General features: G+C 63.4%; 24 protein-coding genes. 12 read left to right on the top strand and 12 right to left on the bottom strand.

The genetic code is table 11. The features are described 5' to 3' along the window. The first annotated feature begins 54 nt into the window (after positions 1 to 54). From queA to MB818_RS03455, 3 genes are all read left to right on the top strand, one after another. On the top strand, positions 55 to 1,104 hold the full coding sequence (gene queA / locus MB818_RS03465) for a tRNA preQ1(34) S-adenosylmethionine ribosyltransferase-isomerase QueA (RefSeq protein ID WP_234162640.1): 1,050 nt from the start codon (positions 55 to 57) through the stop codon (positions 1,102 to 1,104). 101 nt (positions 1,105 to 1,205) lie between these two features. After that, positions 1,206 to 2,468 carry an MFS transporter gene (locus MB818_RS03460; protein WP_234143953.1) on the top strand — a complete coding sequence of 421 codons (1,263 nt, stop codon included), beginning with the start codon at positions 1,206 to 1,208 and terminating at the stop codon, positions 2,466 to 2,468. Positions 2,469 to 2,582: 114 nt separating this feature from the next. Then, positions 2,583 to 3,164: a DUF924 family protein gene (locus MB818_RS03455; RefSeq protein WP_234136947.1), complete on the top strand. Its 582-nt coding sequence runs from the start codon at positions 2,583 to 2,585 to the stop codon at positions 3,162 to 3,164. 2 nt (positions 3,165 to 3,166) lie between these two features. Here MB818_RS03455 and MB818_RS03450 read toward each other — a convergent pair whose 3' ends face one another. Next, positions 3,167 to 3,583, bottom strand: coding sequence for a hypothetical protein (locus MB818_RS03450; RefSeq protein WP_234168947.1), 417 nt, complete (start codon positions 3,581 to 3,583; stop codon positions 3,167 to 3,169). A 190-nt stretch (positions 3,584 to 3,773) separates the two neighbouring features. On the opposite strand from MB818_RS03450, the gene lpdA reads away from it, so the two are divergent. After that, on the top strand, positions 3,774 to 5,168 hold the full coding sequence (lpdA, locus tag MB818_RS03445; RefSeq protein ID WP_234166427.1) for a dihydrolipoyl dehydrogenase: 1,395 nt from the start codon (positions 3,774 to 3,776) through the stop codon (positions 5,166 to 5,168). A 199-nt stretch (positions 5,169 to 5,367) separates the two neighbouring features. On the opposite strand, the gene MB818_RS03440 is transcribed toward lpdA, so the two are convergent. Continuing rightward, positions 5,368 to 5,727 carry a rhodanese-like domain-containing protein gene (locus MB818_RS03440; protein WP_234136944.1) on the bottom strand — a complete coding sequence of 120 codons (360 nt, stop codon included), beginning with the start codon at positions 5,725 to 5,727 and terminating at the stop codon, positions 5,368 to 5,370. A gap of 169 nt (positions 5,728 to 5,896) precedes the next feature. On the opposite strand from MB818_RS03440, the gene uvrA reads away from it, so the two are divergent. After that, on the top strand, positions 5,897 to 8,755 hold the full coding sequence (gene uvrA / locus MB818_RS03435; RefSeq protein ID WP_234217344.1) for an excinuclease ABC subunit UvrA: 2,859 nt from the start codon (positions 5,897 to 5,899) through the stop codon (positions 8,753 to 8,755). Between the two features lie 21 nt (positions 8,756 to 8,776). On the opposite strand, the gene MB818_RS03430 is transcribed toward uvrA, so the two are convergent. Continuing rightward, positions 8,777 to 9,181, bottom strand: a complete 405-nt coding sequence (locus MB818_RS03430) for a hypothetical protein (RefSeq protein WP_234217345.1) — start codon at positions 9,179 to 9,181, stop codon at positions 8,777 to 8,779. A gap of 121 nt (positions 9,182 to 9,302) precedes the next feature. On the opposite strand from MB818_RS03430, the gene MB818_RS03425 reads away from it, so the two are divergent. The 3 genes from MB818_RS03425 (at position 9,303) to MB818_RS03415 (ending at position 12,280) form a co-directional block, all read left to right on the top strand. Further along, entirely contained in the window at positions 9,303 to 10,088 is a 786-nt protein-coding gene (locus MB818_RS03425; protein ID WP_234217346.1) for a helix-turn-helix transcriptional regulator, read from the top strand. Between the two features lie 51 nt (positions 10,089 to 10,139). Then, entirely contained in the window at positions 10,140 to 10,721 is a 582-nt protein-coding gene (locus MB818_RS03420) for a VOC family protein (protein ID WP_234136937.1), read from the top strand. A gap of 92 nt (positions 10,722 to 10,813) precedes the next feature. After that, on the top strand, positions 10,814 to 12,280 hold the full coding sequence (locus MB818_RS03415; protein WP_234175562.1) for a sulfatase-like hydrolase/transferase: 1,467 nt from the start codon (positions 10,814 to 10,816) through the stop codon (positions 12,278 to 12,280). 3 nt (positions 12,281 to 12,283) lie between these two features. Here the strand turns inward: MB818_RS03415 and MB818_RS03410 are convergent, their stop codons facing one another. The 5 genes from MB818_RS03410 to MB818_RS03390 all read right to left on the bottom strand — a co-directional run bounded on the left by MB818_RS03410 (position 12,284) and on the right by MB818_RS03390 (position 17,241). Beyond that, complete coding sequence (locus MB818_RS03410) at positions 12,284 to 12,673, bottom strand: hypothetical protein (protein ID WP_234217347.1); 390 nt, start codon at positions 12,671 to 12,673, stop codon at positions 12,284 to 12,286. Positions 12,674 to 12,863: 190 nt separating this feature from the next. Then, complete coding sequence (gene mmsB, locus MB818_RS03405) at positions 12,864 to 13,736, bottom strand: 3-hydroxyisobutyrate dehydrogenase (protein WP_238903957.1); 873 nt, start codon at positions 13,734 to 13,736, stop codon at positions 12,864 to 12,866. A gap of 2 nt (positions 13,737 to 13,738) precedes the next feature. Then, on the bottom strand, positions 13,739 to 14,779 hold the full coding sequence (locus tag MB818_RS03400) for an enoyl-CoA hydratase/isomerase family protein (RefSeq protein ID WP_234143975.1): 1,041 nt from the start codon (positions 14,777 to 14,779) through the stop codon (positions 13,739 to 13,741). Positions 14,780 to 14,786: 7 nt separating this feature from the next. Then, positions 14,787 to 15,929, bottom strand: a complete 1,143-nt coding sequence (locus MB818_RS03395; RefSeq protein WP_238903955.1) for an acyl-CoA dehydrogenase family protein — start codon at positions 15,927 to 15,929, stop codon at positions 14,787 to 14,789. 196 nt (positions 15,930 to 16,125) lie between these two features. Next, positions 16,126 to 17,241, bottom strand: a complete 1,116-nt coding sequence (locus MB818_RS03390; protein ID WP_234136930.1) for a carboxylate-amine ligase — start codon at positions 17,239 to 17,241, stop codon at positions 16,126 to 16,128. 168 nt (positions 17,242 to 17,409) lie between these two features. Here MB818_RS03390 and MB818_RS03385 point away from each other — a divergent pair, with 168 nt between their 5' ends. Beyond that, entirely contained in the window at positions 17,410 to 18,219 is an 810-nt protein-coding gene (locus MB818_RS03385) for a class I SAM-dependent methyltransferase (protein ID WP_238903953.1), read from the top strand. 125 nt (positions 18,220 to 18,344) lie between these two features. Here MB818_RS03385 and MB818_RS03380 read toward each other — a convergent pair whose 3' ends face one another. Continuing rightward, a complete protein-coding gene (locus MB818_RS03380) occupies positions 18,345 to 18,944 on the bottom strand; it encodes a L,D-transpeptidase (protein ID WP_234136927.1) in 600 nt (199 codons plus the stop codon). A gap of 262 nt (positions 18,945 to 19,206) precedes the next feature. Continuing rightward, positions 19,207 to 20,706, bottom strand: a complete 1,500-nt coding sequence (locus MB818_RS03375; RefSeq protein ID WP_234136926.1) for a CoA-acylating methylmalonate-semialdehyde dehydrogenase — start codon at positions 20,704 to 20,706, stop codon at positions 19,207 to 19,209. 105 nt (positions 20,707 to 20,811) lie between these two features. Between MB818_RS03375 and MB818_RS03370 the strand changes: the two genes are divergently transcribed. The 3 genes from MB818_RS03370 (at position 20,812) to coaD (ending at position 22,800) form a co-directional block, all read left to right on the top strand. Then, positions 20,812 to 21,714, top strand: coding sequence for a LysR family transcriptional regulator (locus MB818_RS03370; protein ID WP_234143983.1), 903 nt, complete (start codon positions 20,812 to 20,814; stop codon positions 21,712 to 21,714). A gap of 60 nt (positions 21,715 to 21,774) precedes the next feature. Then, positions 21,775 to 22,209 carry a CBS domain-containing protein gene (locus tag MB818_RS03365; RefSeq protein ID WP_234136924.1) on the top strand — a complete coding sequence of 145 codons (435 nt, stop codon included), beginning with the start codon at positions 21,775 to 21,777 and terminating at the stop codon, positions 22,207 to 22,209. 93 nt (positions 22,210 to 22,302) lie between these two features. After that, on the top strand, positions 22,303 to 22,800 hold the full coding sequence (coaD, locus tag MB818_RS03360) for a pantetheine-phosphate adenylyltransferase (RefSeq protein ID WP_011047922.1): 498 nt from the start codon (positions 22,303 to 22,305) through the stop codon (positions 22,798 to 22,800). Between the two features lie 99 nt (positions 22,801 to 22,899). On the opposite strand, the gene MB818_RS03355 is transcribed toward coaD, so the two are convergent. Together MB818_RS03355 and gap are read right to left on the bottom strand one after the other, a co-directional pair. Continuing rightward, positions 22,900 to 23,043 (bottom strand): hypothetical protein, encoded by a 144-nt coding sequence (locus MB818_RS03355; protein WP_234166440.1) that lies wholly within the window; start codon positions 23,041 to 23,043, stop codon positions 22,900 to 22,902. Between the two features lie 75 nt (positions 23,044 to 23,118). Then, complete coding sequence (gene gap / locus MB818_RS03350) at positions 23,119 to 24,120, bottom strand: type I glyceraldehyde-3-phosphate dehydrogenase (RefSeq protein ID WP_238903951.1); 1,002 nt, start codon at positions 24,118 to 24,120, stop codon at positions 23,119 to 23,121. Positions 24,121 to 24,277: the final 157 nt, after the last annotated feature.

Genomic DNA, 24,277 nt, shown 5'->3' with positions numbered 1-24,277 from the left:
GACAGACGAATTGCCTGTGGTCAAAGCACGTGGCGCGCTCTATAGGCGCGGGCCATGAAGCTCAGCGATTTCGATTTCGACCTGCCCGACGACCTGATTGCCACGCGGCCCGCCCAGCCGCGATCCTCTGCGCGCCTGCTGGTGGCGCGGGGCGCTGCGATCACCGATGCGGTGGTGCGCGATCTGCCCGACTGGCTGCGTCCGGGCGACCGGCTGGTGCTCAATGACACGCGGGTGATCCCCGCACGGCTGAGCGGCACCCGCCAGCGCCAGAGCGCGCAAGGGCCGGTCACGGCCCGGATCGAGGTGACCTTGCTGGAACCGCGCGCCGATGGTGGCTGGAGCGCGTTGGCGAAACCTCTGCGCAAGTTGCGTGAGGGGGAAACCATCAGCTTTTCCAGCGAGCTGTCGGCGGATGTTGAAGTGATCAAGGACGGGCAGGCGCATCTGCGGTTCAACCTGACCGGCCCCGATTTCGACGCCGCGCTGGCCCAGGCGGGTGCGATGCCGTTGCCGCCCTATATCGCCGCAAAACGCCCTGCCGACGAGCAGGACAAGACCGATTACCAGACCGTCTGGGCCCGCCATTCCGGCGCGGTGGCAGCGCCCACCGCCTCGTTGCATTTCGACGAGGCGCTGCTGGCGGCGCTGGCCGCGCGCGGCGTCACCTTTACTCACGTTACCCTGCATGTGGGCGCGGGTACCTTCCTGCCGGTCAAGGTCGAGGACGTGACCACCCACAAGATGCATGCCGAATGGGGCCGGGTCAGTGCCGAGGCCGCGGCCGAGATCGCCGCCACCAAGGCGGCGGGCGGGCGGGTGATTCCGGTTGGCACCACCGCGCTGCGCCTGATCGAAAGCGCCGCGCGCGGCGGCCGGATCGCGCCCTGGGAGGGCGAGACCGATATCTTTATCTATCCCGGCTTTGCGTTCCGCGTCGCCGACGGGCTGATGACCAATTTTCACCTGCCCAAATCGACGCTGCTGATGCTGGTCTCGGCCCTGATGGGGCAGGATCGCATACGCGAAATCTATGCCCATGCGGTGGCACATCGCTATCGGTTCTTCTCTTATGGGGATGCGTCGCTTTTGCTGCCGGGCTAGGCGATAACGGATGAGACCCGGACCCGTTTGTCATGGACAAGCAGAGGTTCGACCCTTGATACTTTGGGCCGAGAGCCCGCAACCGCACAAAGGCAATCACGATGCTTCAGGTTCTTTCCAGCGCATGGGCGCTGCTTTTGGGCATTGGCCTGTTGATGGTAGGCAACGGTCTGCAGGGTACCCTCTTGGGTGTGCGGGGCGAGATCGAGGGGTTTTCCACCTTCGAGATGTCGCTGGTGATGTCGGCCTATTTCGTCGGTTTCCTGGGCGGCTCGCGCATGGCGCCCGAGATGATCCGCCGGGTCGGGCATGTGCGGGTGTTCGCGGCGCTGGCCTCGTTCATCTCGGCGGTGATGATCCTCTATCCCGCCTTTGCCAATACCTATGTCTGGATGCTGGGGCGGGTGATCATCGGGTTCTGTTTTTCGGGCGTTTATGTCACGGCCGAAAGCTGGCTGAACAATGCCGCCGACAACACCAACCGGGGCAAGGCGCTGTCGCTCTACATGATCGTGCAGATGACCGGCATCATCGTGGCCCAGGGGCTGATCCAGGTGGGTGACCCGGGCGGTTACGAGGCATTCATCATCGCCTCGATCGTGGTTTCGATCTCGTTTGGACCGATCCTGCTGTCGATCTCGCCGACGCCGGCCTTTGACAGCACCAAACCGATGAGCCTGAAGGCACTGATGCAGACCTCTCCGCTGGGCTGTGTCGGCATGTTCCTGCTGGGGGGCGTGTTCTCGGCCCAATTCGGGATGAGCGCGGTCTATGCCGCCAATGTGGGGCTGACGCTGTCGCAACTGTCAATCTTTGTCGCCACCTTTTACGTGGGCGCACTGGTGGTGCAGTACCCGCTGGGCTGGCTGTCGGACCGGATGGACCGGAGGGTGCTGATCCTGTTTGTGGCGCTGGTCGGGGGCGGTGGCGCCATGCTGGGCGCGGTGATGGGGGGGCGGTTCGAGTTCCTGCTGCTGGCGGCGCTGATCATCGGTGGGCTGTCCAACCCGCTTTATTCTCTGCTGATCGCCTATACCAACGACTATCTCGACTATGACGATATGCCGGCGGCCTCGGGCGGGCTGGTGTTCATCAACGGTCTGGGCGCCATCGCCGGTCCGGTCACCACCGGCTGGTTGATGTCGGACGGGGTGTTCGGTCCGCCGGGCTTTTTCTTCTTCATCGCGGCGCTGATGTTCGCCACAGCCGCATATGCCGCTTATCGCGCGACTCAGCGACCCTCGACCCCGGTCGAGGAGACCAGTTCGATGGCGTACATGTATCCAACCGCCTCGCCAGTGGCGATCGAGATGGCGCAAGAAGTGGCATTCGAGGCCGATCAGGGCGGGGAAGAGGAGAAATAGGCGATTTTTCCCCTTGCTTCGTGACGCATTGTTGCAAATCGTTACTGTTACAGAATTTTAAAAAAGCGTTTAATCCCCATTAACCTGGGGACAAAGGAGAGTGGAGACAGACCGATGGTCGGCCCCGAAGACGTATTGAAATTCTGGCTGGACGAGGTGGGTCCGGCTGGATGGTATATTCAGGACGAGGCGCTTGACGCCCGGATCCGGGACAAGTTCCAGACCACGTGGGACGCAGCGGCAGAGGGCAGGTTCTCGCTGTGGCTCACCTATCCCAGCGGGGTTCTGGCCTATATCATCCTCACCGATCAGTTCCCCCGCAACATGTTCCGTGGATCGGGACAGGCCTTTGCAACCGACCGGGCGGCATTGATGGCGGCCAAATGTGCGGTGGACAAGAGCTGGGATCTGAAGATCGACGAACCGGCGCGGCAATTCTTCTACCTGCCGATGATGCATTCCGAAAACCTGTGCGATCAGGAACGCTGTGTGCGGCTGATGTGCCAGCGGATGCCCGAATCAGGTGCATCGAACCTGTTGCATGCACGCGCCCATCGCGAGGTGATCCGCAAGTTCGGACGTTTCCCCTATCGCAATCAGGCGCTTGACCGGGCCAGCACCCAGAGCGAGGCCGACTATGTCTCGCATGGCGGATATGGCGCCACGGTGCAGCAGTTGCAGCGCAAGGCGAGCTAGGTTCAGGCGCCGTCCGACGCCGGCTGACAGCCGCGAAGTTCCGAGAGGCCGCGCACCAGACGGTCGGCGGCGGTTTCAAAGGCGCGATCCAGCAATTGATCGGGCAGGGTGGCCAGATTGGTCATCCGCGCCTGCATCCCCTCCAGGCGTGTTTCCAGCCCATCGAGGCGGTTTTTAAGCCGCTCTGCCGCCTCGGTGCCCTGTGCGGCGCCCAGATCGGCGCGGAGGCCGGAAAGCTCGGCCCGGACCCCGGCGACCTCATCCCGCAGCGGTGCCAGCTCGGCGATCCCGGCGGAAACGCGCTCACTCACCGTGTCCACGGTCGCCATCATCCGCCAGCCCAGGAACAGGCAAAGCGCCACCAGGATCAGCGTTGCATTCAGAAATGCCAGAAACAGGTCCTTGAGGGTTTTCTTCACGTCCGCTCTCCACATCGCCGGTCCTGCCCTCGGTTCTAGCGCAAAGACCGGTGCCGGTATAGGCTGGCATGGCGGGTGTATCGCCGCTGTCCCTGCGTCACATTTGTCGCGGAGGAGGACTGTTGATGTGTGCAAAAAATTAGTTTAATGGTAAACTAGTTTTCAGAGCGGGTCTGGCCGAGGGAAGAACATGGCTGAAAAATCCTATGACGTGATCGTAATCGGTGCCGGGCCGGGGGGCTATGTGGCCGCCATCCGTGCAGCGCAGCTGGGGCTCAAGACCTGTGTGGTCGAGCGCGAGCATCTGGGCGGCATCTGCCTCAACTGGGGCTGTATCCCGACCAAGGCGCTGCTGCGCTCGTCCGAAGTGTTCCATCTCATGGAGCGCGCGAAGGAGTTCGGGCTGAAGGCCGACAATATCGGCTATGACCTCGACGCGGTGGTGAAACGCTCGCGCGGGGTGGCCAAGCAGCTTTCGGGCGGCATCGGCCACCTGATGAAGAAGAACAAGATCGACGTGGTGATGGGCGAGGCTACGATCCCGGCCAAGGGCAAGGTGTCGGTCAAGACCGACAAGGGCGCGCAGGATCTGACCGCCAAGAACATCGTTCTGGCCACCGGCGCCCGCGCACGCGAGTTGCCGGGGCTCGAGGCGGACGGCGATCTGGTCTGGACCTACAAGCACGCGCTGCAACCGGTGCGGATGCCCAAGAAACTGCTGGTGATCGGCTCGGGCGCCATCGGCATCGAATTCGCCAGCTTCTACAACACGCTGGGCGCCGACACGACCGTGGTCGAGGTGATGGACCGTGTTCTGCCGGTGGAAGACGCCGAAATCAGCGCCTTTGCCAAGAAGAGCTTTGTCAAGCAAGGGATGAAGATCATGGAGAAATCCATGGTCAAGCAGCTCGACCGCACCAAGGGCAAGGTGACCGCCCATATCGAGACTGGCGGCAAGGTCGAGAAGATGGAGTTCGACACCGTGATTTCTGCCGTGGGCATCGTCGGTAACGTGGAAAACCTCGGGCTCGAAGCGCTGGGGGTCAAGATCGACCGCACCCATGTGGTGACCGACGCCTATTGCCGCACCGGGGTCGAGGGGCTTTATGCCATCGGCGATATCGCCGGCGCACCCTGGCTGGCGCACAAGGCGTCTCACGAGGGCGTCATGGTGGCCGAACTGATTGCGGGCAAGCACGCCCACCCGGTCAAACCCGAAAGCATCGCGGGCTGCACCTATTGCCACCCGCAGGTGGCATCGGTCGGCTATACCGAGGCCAAGGCCAAGGAGCTGGGATACGACATCAAGGTCGGCCGCTTCCCCTTCATCGGCAATGGCAAGGCGATTGCCCTGGGTGAGGCCGAAGGCATGGTCAAGACCATCTTCGACGCCAAGACCGGCGAGCTGTTGGGGGCCCATATGGTCGGCGCCGAGGTGACCGAGATGATCCAGGGCTATGTTGTGGGCCGACAGCTGGAGACCACCGAGGAGGACCTGATGCACACGGTCTTCCCGCACCCGACGCTGAGCGAGATGATGCACGAAAGCGTTCTCGACGCATACGGTCGCGTCATTCACATGTAAGATCGATAATTTGTGAAACGAAATTGACCCTCTCCCAGTCACCTGGGAGAGGTTTTTTTGTTTCGTGATCGTGGTTTTGAGGTAGGCAATGATCTGACAGCCCAGAACCGAGGGAGACATGGAGCAGCGAGGGTGCGTCAGGTTCAACCAGAGGCATCTCGCAGAGTCCGATTTTCGGGGAGCGGGCCTGCCGATCCGATCAGACTCGTTCTATCCGGCCGCCAGCGCGAGCCCAGTGCGCCAAGCCTCCCAAGTTGTGCACCTCGGTAAATCCCAGAGACAACAACAGTTTGCGCGCCCGGGCGGAGCGCCCACCCGAGGCGCAATAAACCGCGATACGCTCTGCGCCCTCCAGCCGCGGTTCGAATTCCGGGTGGCGGCGATCGGCACGCGCGCTCAACTGCATAAGCGGAATATGCAGAGCACCGGCGGCCTTTCCGGTGGCGGCCAGCTCGCCCGTTTCGCGCACGTCGATCAGCAGCAGGTCACCGCGGCTGGCCGCCTCGACCGCCTCGCTGACGCTAAGGCCGGGCTGGGCGGGTTTGCGGAAAAAGAACATCTGGAATCTGTCCGAGTGATTGCGGGTTTTCGCCAATTTAACATTCAATCAATTGAATGCAATGTCAAAACCTTTGCATCTTACATTTGTTCCCTTTACGTTCTGTTAATCGGGTTGGAGACTCACGGCGCTTCGCCTATCTCTGTGGCATTGGGTCCGAGGGCAGTTCATGGCTGAGCAGAAGTTCATCGAGGTACGCGGCGCGCGCGAGCATAATCTCAAGGGGATCGACGTGGATATTCCGCGCGATCAGCTGGTGGTGATCACCGGCCTTTCCGGTTCGGGCAAGTCGAGCCTGGCCTTTGACACGATCTATGCCGAAGGGCAGCGGCGCTATGTCGAAAGCCTGTCGGCCTATGCGCGCCAGTTCCTGGACATGATGGAAAAGCCGGATGTGGACCATATCAGCGGTCTGTCCCCGGCGATTTCCATTGAGCAAAAGACCACCAGCAAGAACCCGCGGTCGACCGTCGGTACGGTGACCGAGATCTACGACTATATGCGTCTGTTGTTCGCGCGCGCGGGCACGCCCTATAGCCCGGCCACCGGCCTGCCCATCGAGGCGCAGCAGGTGCAGGACATGGTTGATCGCATCATGGCGATGGAGGAGGGCACGCGCGGCTATCTGCTGGCCCCCATCGTGCGCGATCGCAAGGGCGAATACCGCAAGGAATTCCTGGAGCTGCGCAAGCAGGGCTTTCAGCGGGTCAAGGTAGATGGTCAGTTCTACGAGCTGGACGAGCCGCCGACGCTGGACAAGAAATTCCGCCACGATATCGACGTGGTGGTCGACCGCATCGTGGTGCGCGAAGGGTTGGAAACCCGGCTGGCCGACAGCCTGCGCACCGCGCTCGACCTCGCCTCGGGCATTGCCATCCTGGAAACCGCACCCAGTGAGGGCGAGCCTGAGCGCATCACCTTTTCCGAGAATTTCGCCTGTCCGGTCTCAGGCTTTACCATCCCCGAGATCGAACCCCGCCTGTTCTCGTTCAACGCGCCTTATGGTGCCTGCCCGAAATGCGACGGTCTGGGGGTCGAGCTGTTCTTTGACGAACGCCTCGTGGTGCCCGATCAGAGCCTCAAGGTCTATGACGGTGCGCTGGCGCCCTGGCGCAAGGGCAAGTCGCCTTATTTCCTGCAAACCATCGAGGCCATCGCCCGCCATTACCAGTTCGACAAGAACACCCCTTGGAAGGATCTGCCCGAAAAGGTGCAGCAGGTGTTTTTGCGTGGCTCGGGCGACGAGGAAATCCAGTTCCGTTATGACGAGGGCGGCCGCGTCTATCAGGTCACCCGCAGTTTCGAAGGCGTCATTCCCAACATGGAGCGCCGCTATCGCGAGACCGACAGCAACTGGATCCGCGAGGAATTCGAGCAGTACCAGAACAACCGCCCCTGCGGTGCCTGCGGCGGCTTCCGGCTGAAACCCGAGGCGCTGGCGGTCAAGATCGCGGGCCTGCATGTGGGTGAGGTGGTGCAGATGTCGATCAAGGAGGCCTATGCCTGGATCGACACCGCACCCGCCGCGCTGAGCGCGCAAAAGAACGAGATCGCACGCGCCATCCTCAAGGAAATCCGCGAGCGGCTGGGTTTCCTGAATAACGTGGGTTTGGAATATCTTACGCTGTCGCGTTCAAGTGGCACCCTGTCGGGGGGCGAAAGTCAGCGCATCCGATTGGCCAGCCAGATCGGCTCGGGCCTCACCGGCGTGCTCTATGTTCTCGACGAGCCGTCCATCGGCTTGCACCAGCGCGACAATGACCGGCTGCTGACCACGCTCAAGAACCTGCGGGATCAGGGCAATACGGTGATCGTGGTGGAACACGACGAAGAGGCGATCCGCGAGGCGGATTACGTGTTCGACATCGGCCCCGGTGCGGGTGTGCATGGTGGGCAGGTGGTCAGCCACGGCACGCCCGTCCAGATCGCCGCCGATGCGGCCTCGGTCACCGGGCAATACTTGTCGGGCAGCCGCGAGATATCGGTCCCGGCCGAGCGCCGCCCGGGCAATGGTAAGAAGCTGACCGTGGTCAAGGCCACCGGCAACAACCTGCGCGAGGTCACCGCCGATTTCCCGCTGGGCAAGTTCGTCTGCGTCACCGGCGTGTCGGGCGGGGGCAAGTCGACGCTGACCATCGAGACCCTGTTCAAGACCGCCTCCATGCGCCTGAACGGTGCCCGCCAGACGCCCGCGCCCTGCGAGACCATCAAGGGGCTCGAATTCCTCGACAAGGTGATCGACATCGACCAGCGCCCCATCGGGCGCACCCCGCGGTCAAACCCCGCCACCTATACCGGCGCCTTCACGCCGATCCGCGACTGGTTCGCGGGCCTGCCCGAGGCCAAAGCGCGCGGCTACAAGCCGGGGCGGTTCAGCTTCAACGTCAAGGGCGGCCGGTGCGAGGCCTGCCAGGGTGACGGTGTCATCAAGATCGAGATGCATTTCCTGCCCGATGTCTATGTCACCTGCGAAACCTGCAAGGGCGCGCGCTATAACCGCGAGACGCTGGAGGTGAAGTTTAAGGGTAAGAGTATCGCCGATGTGCTTGATATGACTGTGGAAGATGCGCAGGAGTTCTTCAAGGCGGTGCCGTCGATCCGCGAGAAGATGGACGCGCTCTCCCGCGTTGGTCTGGGTTACATCAAGGTCGGACAGCAGGCCACGACCCTCTCGGGTGGCGAGGCGCAGCGGGTGAAGCTTAGCAAGGAACTCAGCCGCCGCTCGACGGGTCGTACGCTCTATATCCTCGACGAACCCACCACGGGCCTGCATTTCGAGGATGTGCGCAAACTGCTCGAAGTGCTGCATGAACTGGTCGAACAGGGCAACACGGTGGTGGTGATCGAACACAATCTGGACGTGGTCAAAACCGCCGACTGGATCATCGACATCGGCCCCGAGGGCGGCGATGGCGGTGGCATGATCGTGGCCGAGGGCACGCCCGAGGACGTGGCCAATGCCGAGCGCAGCCATACCGGGCGCTACCTGAAACCGATGCTGAACTCTGAGCGGGTGGCGGCGGAATAACCGCCGCCGGTCCTGACAGGCTCAGACGGGGTGCATCCGGGCCTGCCTTTCGCGCAGGTACAGAACCCGCGCCGCAAAGGCGCAAAGCCCGATACAGCCAGTGCAGAGCGTCAACACCAACCAGGGCGCTGGGGTCATCCCCAGCGCTCTTGCCTCGCGCGCAAGCAGGGCAAATCCGATGCCGACGGCGATCAGCAGGTCAAGCCAAACCTGCAGTCCCCACAGGTTCTGCACGTGGTTATCCCAGAACCCCAAAGGGCCTTCAGAGGCGACGGTCCAGAGCGAGTAGACCAGAAAGGCGGCGGACACGACCGCCGGTAGCCGCCACAGGCCGGGCAGGGGCCGGTCAAGTGGTTTCAGCACGGCAATGCCAAACAGGATAAGGGCAGTCGCCCCGGCGAGGGCGGCAAGGGAAAGCAGGTTCATCACGATCTCCAGTCTGTATCACGCCCGCACATTGCGTCCGACCGGCGTCGCAAAACAATTACCTGAGGGGTAAGTGAAATCCGCGCCCGATCCCCTATGCTGGGACAAGCGGAGGGCAGGGATGTCGGATTCATTCGGAGATGTGCTGCGGGAATGGCGCCAGCTGCGCCGGATGAGCCAGATGGAACTGGGCCTGTCGGCAGGTGTCTCACCGCGCCATGTCTCGTTTCTCGAAACCGGCCGCGCCCGGCCCAGTCGGGGGATGGTGCTGCGCCTCTGTGACGAGCTGGAGGTGCCCGGCAGCGCCCGCAACCGCTGGCTGACCTCGGCGGGGCTGGCGCCCGCCTATCACAGTCGGGCAGGCGATGCGCCCGAAATGGCGCCCCTGATCCAGGCGGTGGACTGGATGCTCAGCCGTCATGCGCCTTATCCGGCGATGGCAGTGGATCGGCACTGGTGCCTCAAGGCGATGAACAAACCCGCCCAGGCAATGTTCGCGGCCACCGGGCTGGGCGCGAGCGACAGCCTGATCGACGCGTTGCTGGACAATCCCGCCCTGGCGGCGGCACTGGAAAACCGGGCCGAGGTCGAACGGCTCAGCCTGACGCGTCTGCGCACCGAGCTGGCGCATTTTGGCCACGACCCGGTGCTGGAACGGGCAGTGGCGCGGCTGGCGGACAGGGTCGCGACCCAGCCCGGCACCGCAGGCGATCCGATGCCCGTTGTGATCCCGGCCCGCTACCGTCTGGGCGAGGCGGTGCTCTCCTTCTTCACCACGATCACCCAGTTCGGCGCCACCGGAGATATTGCCATGTCCGAACTCAGGATCGAGATGTTCTTTCCCGCCGATGACGCCACCCGGCACGCTGTACAGGTGCTCTGGGGGACTGCAACGCCCGGAGATTGAGACACGGCGCCTTTGCGCTATGATCTGAGCGGGGATCAGAGGAGGAAAGCCATGCGCAAGTTGCAGACCCAGGGCGTGCACCACATCACCCTGACCGGTGCCGACCGGCAGAGCACGATAGATTTCTGGGAGGGGGTGCTGGGCATGCCCTTTGTCTTTGACCAGCCCAATCTCGACAACCCGGACGAAGGCCATGTCTATTTCGATCCGGGCGACGGGCGGTTGATCACTGTCTTTACCAACGAGACGCGCAAGGGCACGCCCGACCGCACGCCCACCGATCCGGGTTGCGTGCATCACATCGCCTTCAACGTGTCACAGGCGACCTTCTGGCAGGCGGTCGAACGTCTGGACGAACGCGGCATCGAGCATTCCGGCCCGCGCGACCGGGGGTTCATGGATTCGATCTATTTCAAGGATCCGCTGGGCCTCCTGATCGAACTGGCCAGCTACCGGTTCGAGCCGCCGGTGGGTTGCACCCATGCCGATGTGCTGATCCGCGCGCACCGGATCCGGGTGGCGCGCGGTGACTACAATATCGACCGCATCCATCTGGCCGATGCAATCGAGGCGCTGGTGAGCGACCGGCAGGACAGCCTGTCCAAGGATCGGGGACCGAAAAACCCCTGGTAAGCTCGGGGGCGGTACGTCAATTTCCTTGCTGACACCGCCCCCTTTGGCGGTCCATGCTGTGTGCGATCGCTCCCGAGTTGAAAGGACGCCTGATGGCAACGCGGAAACGGCCCAACATCCTGCTGGTCATGGCCGATCAGATGACGCCCTTCATGCTCGAGGCCTGCGGCGGCACCGGTGCGCGCACCCGTCATCTGAGCCGGCTGGCCGACCGCGCGGTGCAGTTCACCAATGCCTATACGCCCAGCCCGATCTGTGTGCCGGCCCGATCCTGTTTCATGACCGGGCTCTATACCTCGACCACGGGCTGTTACGACAATGGCGACCCCTATCACAGTTTCCTTCCCACCTTTGCCCATTACCTGACCAATGCGGGCTATGAAACGGTGCTGTCGGGCAAGATGCATTTCATCGGCGCCGACCAGTTGCACGGGTTTCAGCGGCGTCTGAACCCCGATATCTACCCTTCGGGGTTCCTGTGGTCCTATCCGCTGCCGCCCGAAGGGGACTCCTCGTTCCAGGCCTTTGATTTCACGCCGCAATACCTGGCCGAGAATATCGGGCCCGGCTGGTCGAAAGAGCTGCAATACGACGAGGAGACCCAGTTTCGGGCGCTGGAATACCTGCGCCACGCCCCGGACAGTCCCTGGATGCTCACCGTCTCCTTTACCAACCCGCATCCGCCCTATGTGGTGCCGCGCGCCTATTGGGAGATGTACAAGGACGCCGATATCCCGCTGCCGGACTATCCGGGTGACATGGACGCGCGCTATTCCGAGTTCGATCACGCGCTGCGGCGCTGGCACGGCCTGCATCAGCGCGGCCACGAGATTCGCGACCCCCGGAACCTGATCGCCATGCGGCGCGGCTTTGCGGCGCTGGCCCATTATGTCGACGACAAGATCGGTGCGTTGCTCGAGGTGCTCGACGAGACCGGTCAGCGCGACGAGACGGTGATCATCGTCACTTCGGATCATGGCGAGATGCTCGGTGAAAAGGGGCTGATCCAGAAGCGCAGCCTTTACGAATGGTCGGCACGCATCCCGCTGATCATCGACCTGCCCGGCGCCACGCCCGGCCGGATCGACACGCCGGTGTCGCTGCTGGACCTGCCGGCCACGCTGATCGAGTTGGCCGGTCAGACACCGGTCGCGCCGCTCGAGGGGCGATCCCTGCTGGGCGCGGTGCTGGGGCAGGAGCTGGACACCGTGCCCATCGTCTCGGAATACCATGGCGAGGGCATCATGCGGCCCAGTTTCATGGTGCGGCTGGGGGACTGGAAATATCACTACTGCCACGGTTCGGCGCCGCAGCTCTACAATCTGGCCGAGGACCCGGGCGAATGGAACAACCGCGCCGGAGAGCGGGACCTTGCCGAAACCGAGGCGCGGCTCGACCGGGTGATCACCGGCGGCAATTTCGATCTGGAGCGGATCGCGCGCGAGGTCTGGGAGCGGCTGCCGCTCAAACAGGTGGTCAACGCCGCCATGCAGCGCAACGGCACCGCCTGGGATTATCGTCCCGACCCGGATACGGGCCGGAATTATGTTCGCTCTTAAAGGTCAGTTCAGGATGTCTGCCACAGCCCCGATCAGGTTCAGCACCTTGTGAGTGTCGCGATCGACCTGATAGACATAGTCGCCCGCCCGCACGTAATAGCCATTCTGCTTCAGACCATAGCGATAGGGGTCGTCGATGCGGAAATAGTCGCGCGAAATAAGGTCGCCGATGCCATAGCGCGCCTTCACCTGTCCCGGCGGCACACAAGGCACCGCCTTCTTTGCCAGGCCCGGCGGACAATGCACCGAGGCGCTCGGATTGGTGGGCTGGATCACCTTGACCTTGTTCCCGCCAGTCTGGCTGCCCTTGCCTTTGCCCTGACCATTGCCGTTCCCGGCCAGAACCGGTGCCGCCGACAGGGTCAGGCCCACGATCAGCATCACGGATGTCATTCGTTTCATGCGCTTCCCTTTCCGTTGCGACGGCAATCCTGCCTGTTCTGGATCCAAGATGGTGACTATGCCAGCCCGCCGCCAGCCGATACGCGAGAACCCGCCGGTGCAGACACCGACGGGTCTGGCTTCTTTCTGGTCCGAAATACTCCGGGGTGAATTGGCCGCAGGCCAAGAGGGGCAGCGCCCCTCAGCCACGCCCGCGTTTTTCGAACCGGGGCAGCATGGCGCTGAAATCCATACCCTTGCCATCCTCTTCCTCGACGAACCGGGCGTATAGCGCCTCGGCCAGCTGACCCATCGGCGTATCCGCATCGGCGCTGCCGGCGGCCTGCTGGCTCAGCCGCAGATCCTTGAGCATCAGTTCGGCGGCGAAACCGGGCTTGTAGTCGTTGTCGGCGGGCGATAGCGGCCCCACTCCCGGCGCCGGGCAATAGGCGTTCATCGTCCAGCTATAACCCGACGAGGTCGAAACCACGTCGAACATCTTCTGCCGGTCCAGCCCCAGCTTGTCGGCCAGCGCAAAGGCTTCGCAAGTGGCGATCATGGTGACGCCCAGGATCATGTTGTTGCAGATCTTGGCGGCCTGTCCGGCGCCTGCAACGCCGCAATGCACGGCCTTCTGTCCCATGATGTCGAACAGAGGCTTGGCCTTGTCGAACGCCGCCTCCGAGCCGCCCGCCATGAAGGTCAGCGTACCCGCCGCCGCGCCACCAATGCCGCCCGAGACCGGCGCGTCGACCGCCAGCAGTCCGGCCGCCTCGGCATCCGCCGCGACCGCGCGGGCGCTGTCCACGTCGACCGTCGAGCAATCGACCAGCGCCGCGCCCGCCGTCATCGCCGGGATCACCTCGGCCGCAACGGCGCGCAGGATCTGGCCGTTGGGCAACATGGTCACCACCACATCGGCGCCGCGCGCGGCCTCGGACGCGCTGGCCGCGCGGGTCACACCCGCCACCTCGACCGGCGCCATGTCGAACCCGGTCACCTCGTGACCTGCCTTGGCCAGGTTGGCCGCCATCGGCGCCCCCATATTGCCCAGACCGATAAAGCCGATTTTCATGCCTATTCCTCCTCGAATGTCAGCGCCTCGGCGCCCAGCGGCTGCAACATGGCCGATACCGCCACCGCAGGCACCGTCAGGTCGGCATATTGCCAGCGCGGATTGCGATCCTTGTCGATGATCTGGGCGCGGATCCCTTCCAGGAAATCGCCCTTTTCCATCGCACGATAGGTGAAGCGGTATTCCAGCTCCAGCGCCTTGCGGATGCTCAGCGTCGCGCCGCGCAACCGGTGCAGCATCTCCACCGTGCAGGCCATGGACAGCGGCGAGTTCCGCTCGAGGCCGGCGAGAATTTTCGTCGAAAATTCTCCGCCATCGCCCCTGAGCGAGGTCAGGATATCCCCCAGCGTTTCGCCGCCGAAATGGCGGTCGATCTCCGCCTGCATGGCGCGCAACTCACCCGGCGGCGGGGTTTGGGCATGCGTGGCCAGAACCGCCGGATCGCCCGAGGCCTCGAGCATCTCGATCAGCCCTTCCCAGTCACCTTGCGGGATGTAGAGATCGGCAAAACCCGCAAAAATCGCGTCATCCGGTCCCATCCGCCCGGCGGTGGTGCCCAGGTATTCGCCCAGCCGCCCCGGCGCCAGCGCCAGCATCAGCGTGCCGCCCACATCCGGCACCAGCCCGATGCCGCATTCGGGCATGGCGATCTTGCTGCTTTCGCCGACCACCCGGTGCGAGCCGTGACAGCCGATGCCGACACCGCCGCCCATGGTAAAGCCCTGCATGAAGCTGACCACCGGCTTGGGATACTCGAAGATCATCGCATTCATGCGATATTCGTCGCGCCAGAAGGTGCGCCCGTAACCGTAGTCACCTCGGGTGCCGGTATCATAGAGCTCGGCAATGTCGCCGCCCGCGCAAAACGCCTTGTCACCCTCGGCGTCGATGATCACCAGCGCGACGTCATCATCCTCGCGCCAGTTCCTCAGCGCCGCGTCGATCGCCATGCACATGTCATAGCTCATCGCGTTCAGCGCCTGCGGGCGGGTCAGCGTGATCCGCCCGGCGCGCCCCGTAACCCGGATGTCGATATCTGCCATCACTTCCTCAGCGGTTGGCCAGCATATGGCGGGCGGTGATCACCCGCATGATCTCGTTGGTGCCTTCCAGGATCTGGTGCACCCGCAGGTCACGCACCAGCTTCTCGATCCCGTAATCGGCAAGATAGCCGTAACCGCCATGCAGTTGCAGGCACTGATCCACCACTTTCGAACCGCTCTCGGTCACGAATTTCTTGGCCATCGCGCAGAACTTGGTGGCGTCAGGCGCCTTGTTGTCCAGCTTCCACGCCGCCTGTCGCAGGAAGGTGCGCGCCGCCTGCAACTCGATCTCCATATCCGCCAGCCGGAATTGCAGCGCCTGGAACTGGTCGATGGATTTGCCGAACGCCTTGCGCTCGCCCATATATTGCAGCGTCATGTTCAGCGCCGTCTGCGCCGCGCCCAGGCTGCATGAGGCGATATTCAGCCGCCCGCCATCCAGCCCCATCATCGCGTATTTGAACCCGTCGCCCTCGACCCCCACCAGGTTGCCCGCGGGCACCTTGCAATCGTCGAACTGCACCTGGGCGGTGGGCTGGCTCTTCCAGCCCATCTTCTGTTCCAGCGCGCCAAAGCTCAGGCCCGGCGTGCCGTCCTCGACATAGACGGTCGAGATGCCCTTGGGCCCGTCCTCGCCGGTGCGCACCATGCAGACATAGGCATCTGAATAGCCACCGCCCGAGATGAAGGCCTTGGTGCCGTTGAGCACATAACCCTCGTTGGTCTTCTCTGCCCGCGTCTTCAGCGCCGCCGCGTCCGAGCCGGACCCCGGTTCGGTCAGGCAATAGCTCAGCACCGTGTTGAGCGACAGCACATCCGGCATCACCCGCGCCTTCAACTCGTCACTGGCGAAATTGTCCAGCATCTTGGCGCACATGTTGTGGATCGACAGAAAGGCCGCGACCGACGGGCAGGCCATGCTGAGTGCCTCGAACACCAGTGTGGCATCCAGCCGGGTCAACCCGGCGCCGCCGGCCTCCTCGGACACGTAGAGCCCGCCAAAACCCAGCTCGCCCACCTGCGGCCACAGGTCCTTGGGAATGGTGCCCTCGGCCTCCCATTGCCGGGCATAGGGCGCGATATTGTCCTGCCCGAATGCGTGGGCCATGTCGAAAATCGCGGTCTGTTCCTCGGTCAGTGCAAAATCCATGACGTTTCCTCCATCGGCAGGACAGCAGAATTGAACAGTTGTTTATTTCTTACCGCCGCGCCGGTATCCGATCAAGCGTCAATGCCGCAAATACCCTATGCAGAAATGCAAAGCGCGCCGCCCCAGGCCCTTTCACTTTGCCTTAAATACTCCGGGGTGAATTGGCCGCAGGCCAAGAGGGGCAGCGCCCCTCCGCCTATAAATCCGCGTGGAACTCCTCGATCAGGTGGCGCACAACGGCACGCCCCGCATCCTCGCCCCGGGCCAGCGCCTCGGCATGGACCCGGCGTTGTCGGGTGGCCGAATTGCCATGTTCGGCGATCTGGCGCAGCCGGGCGATCTCGGGCAGGGTGCCCAGCGCCTCGGCATCCTCTGACAGCATGCCCATCAGCTCGTCCATCAGCACCGTCATCGGCTTGACCGAGCGATCGCCGAAATCGATCAGCCCTTCGCCCACACCATAACGCTGCGCGCGCCAGCGGTTCTCGCCCACCAGGAAACGGTCGTAATGGCGCCAGCGCAGGTTGCGCGCCTTCATCCGGCAGAGCATCCGCATCAGCGCCTGGTTCATCGCCGCCAGCGACAGCGCATGCTCCAGCCGGGGCTGCACATCCATGATCCGGGTTTCCAGCGTCGGGAACCGGTGCGAGGGGCGCAGGTCCCACCAGATCTTGGTGGTGTCTTCGATCACCCCCAGTTCCACCAGGATACCCGTGGTGCGCTCATACTCCGCCCAGCTTGCGAATGTGGGCGGCAGGCCGGTGCGCGGCAGGTTGTCGAAGATGGTCAGCCGGTAAGAGGACAGGCCGGTGTCTTCGCCATTCCAGAAGGGCGAGGAGGCCGACAGCGCCAGAAGATGCGGCAGGAAATAGCTGAGCTGCGGCATCAGATCGGCGCGCAGCGCCTTGTCCGCGACCCCGATATGCACATGCATGCCACAGATCAGCATCCGCCGCGCCACCCCGCCCAACGCATGTTGCAGCGCGTCATAGCGTTCCTTGCGAGTGTGGTGCTGGTCCTTCCAGCTGGCGAACGGGTGGCAGGAGACCGCGATCGGGGTCAGGTTATGCTCGGCCGCCCGTTGTGAGACGCAGGCGCGCAGACGTTTCAGGTCGTCGCGCGCGGCGGCAATGGTGGCATGGGGGCGGGTGCCGACCTCGATCTGGCATTGCAGGAATTCCGGGCTGACCTGGCCTTCGCAATCAGCCTGACAGGCCGTCATCAGCGCCTCGGGCGCCTCGGCCAGATGCAGGCTGTCGCGGTCGACCAGCAGATATTCCTCTTCGATGCCGAGTGTGAATTCCTTTTGCATGACCCCTCCACTGCCGGTTTCAGACCAGTGAACAGGCAACAGGTGGCTTTGCCAAGCAGGAATGGCGTTGGCCTGAGGGGCCGGGACGGGTAAGGAACGGGCCGGGACAGGCTGACAGAGCGGGGCGGCGGGATGAAGAAACGCAGATTTCCAAGGGTAAATGCATGGTTGTCACGCTGGGGCGTGGCGCTGAGCGATGCGCGCGAGGCGCAGGCGGAACAGGCCCGGCTGGCCGATTTCGAGGCGCGCGGCGGGTTGGAGACGGCGGCCTATGCGCTGAGCCCCGGGATGCGGACCTTCGATCTGGCGCCGCTGATCGAGGATTACGCCCAGCATGCCGACGCGCTGGCGGCGTTGCATGACCCGGCGCAGTGCCGCACCGGATACCGCAGCGGCAATGGCTATTACGACACCCCGGACGCCGAGGCGTTGTATCTGATGATCCGCCGCTATCAGCCGCGCCGGGTGATCGAGGTGGGCTGTGGCAACTCGACCCGGATCACGCGGCAGGCGGTGCTGGATGGCGGGCTGGAGACCGAGATCACCGCGATCGACCCCTGGCCGCGCGCCGATATCGCGGGTGTGGTGGACAGGTTTGAGCAAGCCCGGCTGGAAGAAGTGGATCCGGCACTGTTTGCCGGGCTCGAGGCCGACGATGTGCTGTTCATCGATTCAAGCCACCAGGTGCGGATGAGCAATGATGTGGCACATCTGTTCTGCCGCATCATCCCGGCGCTGGCGCCGGGCGTGGTCATTCATGTGCACGACGTGTTCCTGCCCTATGAATATCCCAAGCGCTTCTTTTACGACTGCCCGTCCTGGGGCGAGCAATATGTGTTGCATGCGCTGTTGCAGTCGGGCGGGTATGAGCTGCTCTGGCCCGGCTACTATCTGCAACGGGCGCGTCCCGATGCGGTCGCGGCGCTGCCGTTTCTGGCCCAGGGCCGGGCGCAGTCGCTGTGGATCCGCAAGCTATAGGGGTGAGTGCCCGGTTGTGACCAAAAGGCGCGCGCTTTGCGCGCACGCGTCTTGTTTGCGCTCGGGCCGCGCAGGCCCCGGGGCGCTGCCCCGGACCCCGGGATATTTGCGGCAAGAGGAAAGGGTCAGAGCAGGCGGACCTGGGTGCCGACCTGCACCAGTTCGTAGAGTTCCTCGACATGCTGGTTGTAGAGGCCGATACAGCCCGAGGAGCTTTGGCGTCCGATCTTGCGGGTGTCATGGGTGCCATGCACCAGATAGGCGGGCCAGGTCAGATACATGGCGCGGGTGCCCAGCGGGTTGCCGACCTCGCCGCCCTCGATCCGGACCGGCAGGGTCGGGTCGCGCTCGCGCATCGAGGCGGTGGGGGTCCAGCTGGGGTTGACGGTCTTGCGCACGACCTCGGTATATCCGCGGCGGGTCAGTTCCTCGGTCATCGGGACCGAGGAGGGATAGAGCTTGTAACTGCCATCGGCACCCCAGTAATGCACCGCGCGGCTGGTGATATCGGCCAGCAGGCAGCCGACGCCGAGTTTTTCGAAATGGTCCTGCCAGTTCTGTTGCGAGAAAGAGGAGATGTTGCGCCGCACGGGCACCTGATCGCGAATTGCGGTCTCGGTTGTCGGGAAAGCGTCGGTCGACTGCGCGCGGGCGAGCGCGGGCGCGGCAAGCGCTGCCGCGGCACCGAAAAGGGTTGCACGGCGGGTCATGCGGGTGGTGGACATGTGAAACTCCGGTTTTCCTGCCTGATTAGCCATAGGATATATTGCTGCAATCGGTGCAATGGAAAAGGGGGAAACCTGTATCCGATTGTGTCGAAACGCGGCTGCTCACGCGTTTGTCATAAGTCGAGAGCGACGGGAAGGGGGGTCCTGCGCTGGAAGGTTGGGCCGAGGCGCTCGGGGAATGGCCGCGACGCGTCGAACGCGGCGGGCCAGAGGTGGAAACGCCCCGGTCCGAAGGGGCCGGGGCGTTCCTTGTCCGGGCTTATTCCATCACGGGGATGGAAAATTCGCCGCCTTCCTTGATGCCCGAGGGCCAGCGGGCGGTGACGGTCTTGGTCCGGGTATAGAACTTGAACGCGTCGGGGCCGTGCTGGTTCAGATCGCCAAAGGCGGATTTCTTCCAGCCGCCGAAGGTGTGATAGGCCAGCGGCACCGGGATCGGCACGTTGACGCCGACCATGCCGATATTGATCCGGTTGGCGAAATCGCGCGCGGCGTCGCCGTCGCGGGTAAAGATCGCGGTACCGTTGCCGTATTCGTGGTCCATGGCAAGGCCAAGCGCCTCTTCATAGCTCTTGGCGCGCACGGTGCTGAGGACCGGGCCAAAGATCTCTTTCTTGTAGATGTCCATGTCGGGAGTGACATGGTCAAAGAGATGCGGGCCGACAAAGAAGCCGTCCTCGTAGCCCTGCAGGCTGAAATCGCGGCCATCGACCACCAGCTTGGCGCCCTGTTCCACGCCCGAGTTCACCAGGCGCAGGATGTTCTCCTTGGCGGCGGCGGTGACAACGGGGCCGTAGTCGACATCCTTGCCGGCGGTATAGGGGCCGACTTTCAGTTTTTCGATGCGGGGCACCAGTTTCTCGATCAGGCGGTCGGCGGTCTCATCGCCCACCGGCACGGCAACCGAAATGGCCATGCAGCGTTCGCCCGCGGCGCCGTAACCGGCGCCCACCAGCGCGTCGGCGGCCTGGTCCATATCGGCGTCGGGCATGATGATCATGTGGTTCTTGGCGCCGCCGAAACACTGCACGCGCTTGCCCTGGGCGCAGCCCGTGCCATAGATGTATTCGGCGATCGGGGTCGAGCCGACAAAACCGACCGACTGGATCACAGGGTTGTACAGGATCGCGTCCACCGCTTCCTTGTCGCCGTTGACGACCTGAAGGATGCCCTTGGGCAGTCCGGCCTCTTCCATCAGTTCGGCCAGCATCAGCGGCACCGACGGGTCGCGCTCGGACGGTTTCAGGATGAAGGCGTTGCCGCAGGCGATGGCGGGCGCGAACATCCACATCGGGATCATGGCGGGGAAGTTGAACGGCGTGATGCCGGCGGTCACACCCAGCGGCTGGCGCATCGAATACATGTCGATGCCGGGGCCGGCGCTGTCGGTGAACTCGCCCTTCAGCATGTGGGGGGCACCGATGCAGTATTCCACCACTTCCAGCCCGCGCTGCACGTCGCCTGCGGCGTCGGGCAGGGTCTTGCCGTGCTCGCGGCTCAGCGCCTCGGCCAGCTTGTCCATGTCGCGGTTCAGAAGGTCGACGAATTTCATCATCACCCGCGCCCGGCGCTGCGGGTTGACGGCGGCCCAGGCGGGCTGGGCAGCAGCGGCGATTTCAACCGCGCGGGCCATTTCCTCGGTCGAGGCGAGCGGGCATTTAGCCTGCACTTCGCCGGTGGCGGGGTTGAAGACATCGGCAAAGCGGCCCGAGGTGCCTTTGACATGTTCGCCGTTGATATAGTGGGTCAGTTCCTGCATGGGATCTCCTCCGGATTGGCTGGCGGCACTTTAGGCTTGCGAAAATCCCGAGAAAAGAGGCAAGATTTCAAAAGCGTTTTGCAAGAATGCAACGACGAGGGCGGGATGGATCCACATTGGGACGATATGAAGGTGTTTCTGGCGGTCGCGCGCGAGGAGAGCCTGTCGGGCGCGGGGCGTCAGCTGAAACTGGATCCCGCCACCGTCGGGCGCCGCATCGCTCGGCTGGAGGCCGCCTATGACACGCCGCTTTTTGCCAAATCGCCGCAGGGTTACACGCTGACCGCGGCGGGTGAGCGGCTGCTGTCGCATGGCGAACAGGCCGAGGCGGCGATGCGCAGCGCCTCCGAGGCGCTGGCCGGCACCACCGAGGGGCTGACCGGTCAGATCCGCATCGGTGCGCCCGATGGCAGTGCCAACTACCTTTTGCCGCAGGTCTGCGCCCAGATCAGTGACGAGAATCCGGATCTGGATATCCAGATCCTCGCCCTGCCGCGTGTCATCAACCTGTCGCGGCGCGAAGCGGACATGGCCGTCACCGTCAGCGCGCCAACGGCGGGGCATCTGCTGGTGCAGAGGATCACCGATTACCGGCTGCATATGGTGGCCTCGCGCCGCTACCTGCGCACGCATCCCCCGATCGAGACGCTGGCCGACCTGCGTGGTCACCGGATGATCGGATATATCCCCGACATGATCTTTGATCGCGAACTGGATTACCTCAACGATATCGGCATCGAGCGGGTGGCACTGGCCTCGAATTCGGTTTCGGTGCAACTGCGGCAGGCGGGGCATGGGTCGGGCATCTGCGTGGCGCATGATTTCACCCTGCCGTTCCATGGCAATCTGCGGCGCATCCTGACCGATCAGGTCAGTCTGACGCGCTCTTTCTATCTGGTCCGGCATCAGGGCGACCAGCGCAGCGAGCGGCTCAACCGCTTTGCCGAGGCGCTGACGCGTGGGATCCGCGACGAGGTAGCACGGCTTGAGGCCGACGCCACGTCTTGACAGGGCGACGCAATGGCGCAACGCTTTTGAATATGAAGAGATATTTCGGAGGTGTTGCATATGCTCGTTCAGGCCATTCTCAAGTCCAAGGCCAGTGACGGGGTCGTGACCGTCAGCGCCGCGGCCACCGTGGCTGAGGCCGCCGCGATTCTGGCAGAGAAGCGTATCGGCACCGTGGTCGTCTCGGACGATGGCGAGACGGCGCTGGGGATCCTCTCCGAGCGTGATATCGTGCGCGAACTGGCCGCCAGTGGCAGCGGTTGTCTGAGCGAAACGGTCAGCGCCTACATGACCAAGGATCTGGTGACATGTGGCCGTGATTCCAAGGTGCAGGATGTGCTGACCCAGATGACCGAGCGCCGCTTCCGCCACATGCCGGTGGTCGAGGAGGGCAAGCTGGTCGGCCTGGTCACCCTGGGCGACGTGGTCAAGGCGCAACTGGCTGAACTGGCGATGGAGAAGAACGCCCTCGAAGGCATGATCATGGGCCACTAATCGCAAACAACGCTTTCCCGCAGGTTGGAATGCTTGCACCTGCGGCAGAGATATGTTTGCTTGCGCAGCAAGATTGTTGCGCAGGAGGCCCAGATGAGAGTGGCTTTGTATCCCGGTACCTTTGATCCGATCACCCTGGGTCACGTCGATATCATCCGTCGCGCCGCTGCGCTGGTGGACAAACTGGTGATCGGGGTCGCGATCAACCGCGACAAGGGGCCGCTGTTCACGCTTGAAGAACGGGTCGCGATGATCGAGGCGGAATGCGCCGCGCTCAGCGCCGAGACCGGGACCGAGATCGTGGCGCATCCGTTCGAGAATCTGCTGATCGACTGCGCCCGCGACGTGGGCGCCCAGATCATCGTGCGCGGCCTGCGCGCGGTGGCGGATTTCGAATATGAATTCCAGATGGTCGGCATGAACCGCGCGCTGGATGACAGTGTCGAGACCGTGTTCCTGATGGCCGATGCCCGCCGCCAGGCGATTGCATCAAAGCTGGTGAAGGAAATCGCGCGGCTGGGTGGGGATGTGTCGAAATTCGTGCCTCCCCGGGTCAATGATGCCCTCAAGGAGCGGCTGGGCAGGGCGTAGGCGTTCCGCGCATTTCCACTTTGTCCTGATGATTTGAAGCGAAACGGCTGCAACCGGGCCAAACGGGCATCCGGATCGCAAAGCGGTTCGGCGCGCGCCCTATCGCCAGAAGGCCAGCCATTCGAGCAAATCGAAAAGCTTCTTGCCCAGAAACAGCATATGTTCGGTTCCGAACATGGCGAAATCCAGCATGACCGTGCCCAGCAGGATGACACCCAGCCATATGGAGATCTGATTTGTCATGATGTCCCGGCTCCGACAGAAACGCCCGCCCAGATAACCTGAGCGGGCGTCTTGTCTCAAGAGGGTCAGCGGAAATCAGCCCAGACGGCCCATCGCCACCGCCACATCGGCCATACGGACCGAGAAACCCCATTCGTTGTCGTACCAGGCCAGCACGCGCACCATGCGGTTTTCCACCACGCGGGTCTGGTCGGGGGCAAAGATCGAGCTTTCGGGGGTGTGGTTGAAATCGGTTGAGACCAGCGGCGCGGGCTCGTATCCCAGCACGCCCTTCATCGGGCCACTGGCGGCGGCCTGAACGGCGGCGTTCACCTCGTCGGCGGTCACGTCGCGCCCCGCGCGGAAGGTCAGGTCGACAGCCGAGACATTGGGCGTGGGCACCCGGATCGCCGATCCGTCCAGCCGCCCCTTGAGGTTCGGCAGCACCTCACCCAATGCCTTGGCGGCGCCGGTCGAGGTGGGGATCATCGACATCGCGGCGGCACGGGCGCGATAGAGGTCCTTGTGGCGGCGGTCCAGCGTCGGTTGGTCGCCGGTATAGGCGTGGATCGTGGTCATGATGCCGTGTTCGATGCCAAAGGCCTCGTCCAGCACCTTGGCCAGCGGCGCCAGGCAGTTGGTGGTGCAGGACCCATTCGAGATCATGGTGTCGGAGGCGGTCAGTTGGTCGTGGTTGACGCCATAGACAATGGTCTTGTCCACGTTCTTGCCGGGGGCGGACAGCAGCACCTTCTTGGCGCCGCGCTCCAGATGCACCTTGGCCTTGGCGCCATCGTTGAACTTGCCGGTGCATTCCAGCACCACGTCGCAGCCCGACCAGTCCAATTCGTTCAGGTCATAGGTCGAGAACATCTGCATGTCGCCCCGGCCCAGGTTCATGGTGCCGTCGCCGATGGTGACCTCACCCGGAAAACGACCATGCACGCTGTCATACTTGATCAGGTGGGCAGCGGTTTCCAGCGGACCGGTGGCGTTGACCTTGATCACCTCGATATCGTCGCGGCCCGAGGCTGCGATATGCGACAGGGTGCACCGACCGATACGGCCAAATCCGTTGATACCAACCTTGATGGTCATTCCGAAACTCCGACAGACGTGATTTTGACCCGCCATATAGACGGCGCGGCCAAGGGCAGAAAGGGCAAAACCGATTTATTTTTAGTGTGTTAGCGCAAACTTGGTCCGGTTGCGCTAACGCTTGCAGCCGACCGGCGATAAGATAGGGTGACCAGAA

The organism is Ruegeria alba, from assembly GCF_022321465.1.
Taxonomy (GTDB): domain Bacteria; phylum Pseudomonadota; class Alphaproteobacteria; order Rhodobacterales; family Rhodobacteraceae; genus Ruegeria_B; species Ruegeria_B alba.
Note: the sequence above shows the minus strand (reverse complement) of the source record. Positions and strands in the feature narration are given on the sequence as shown.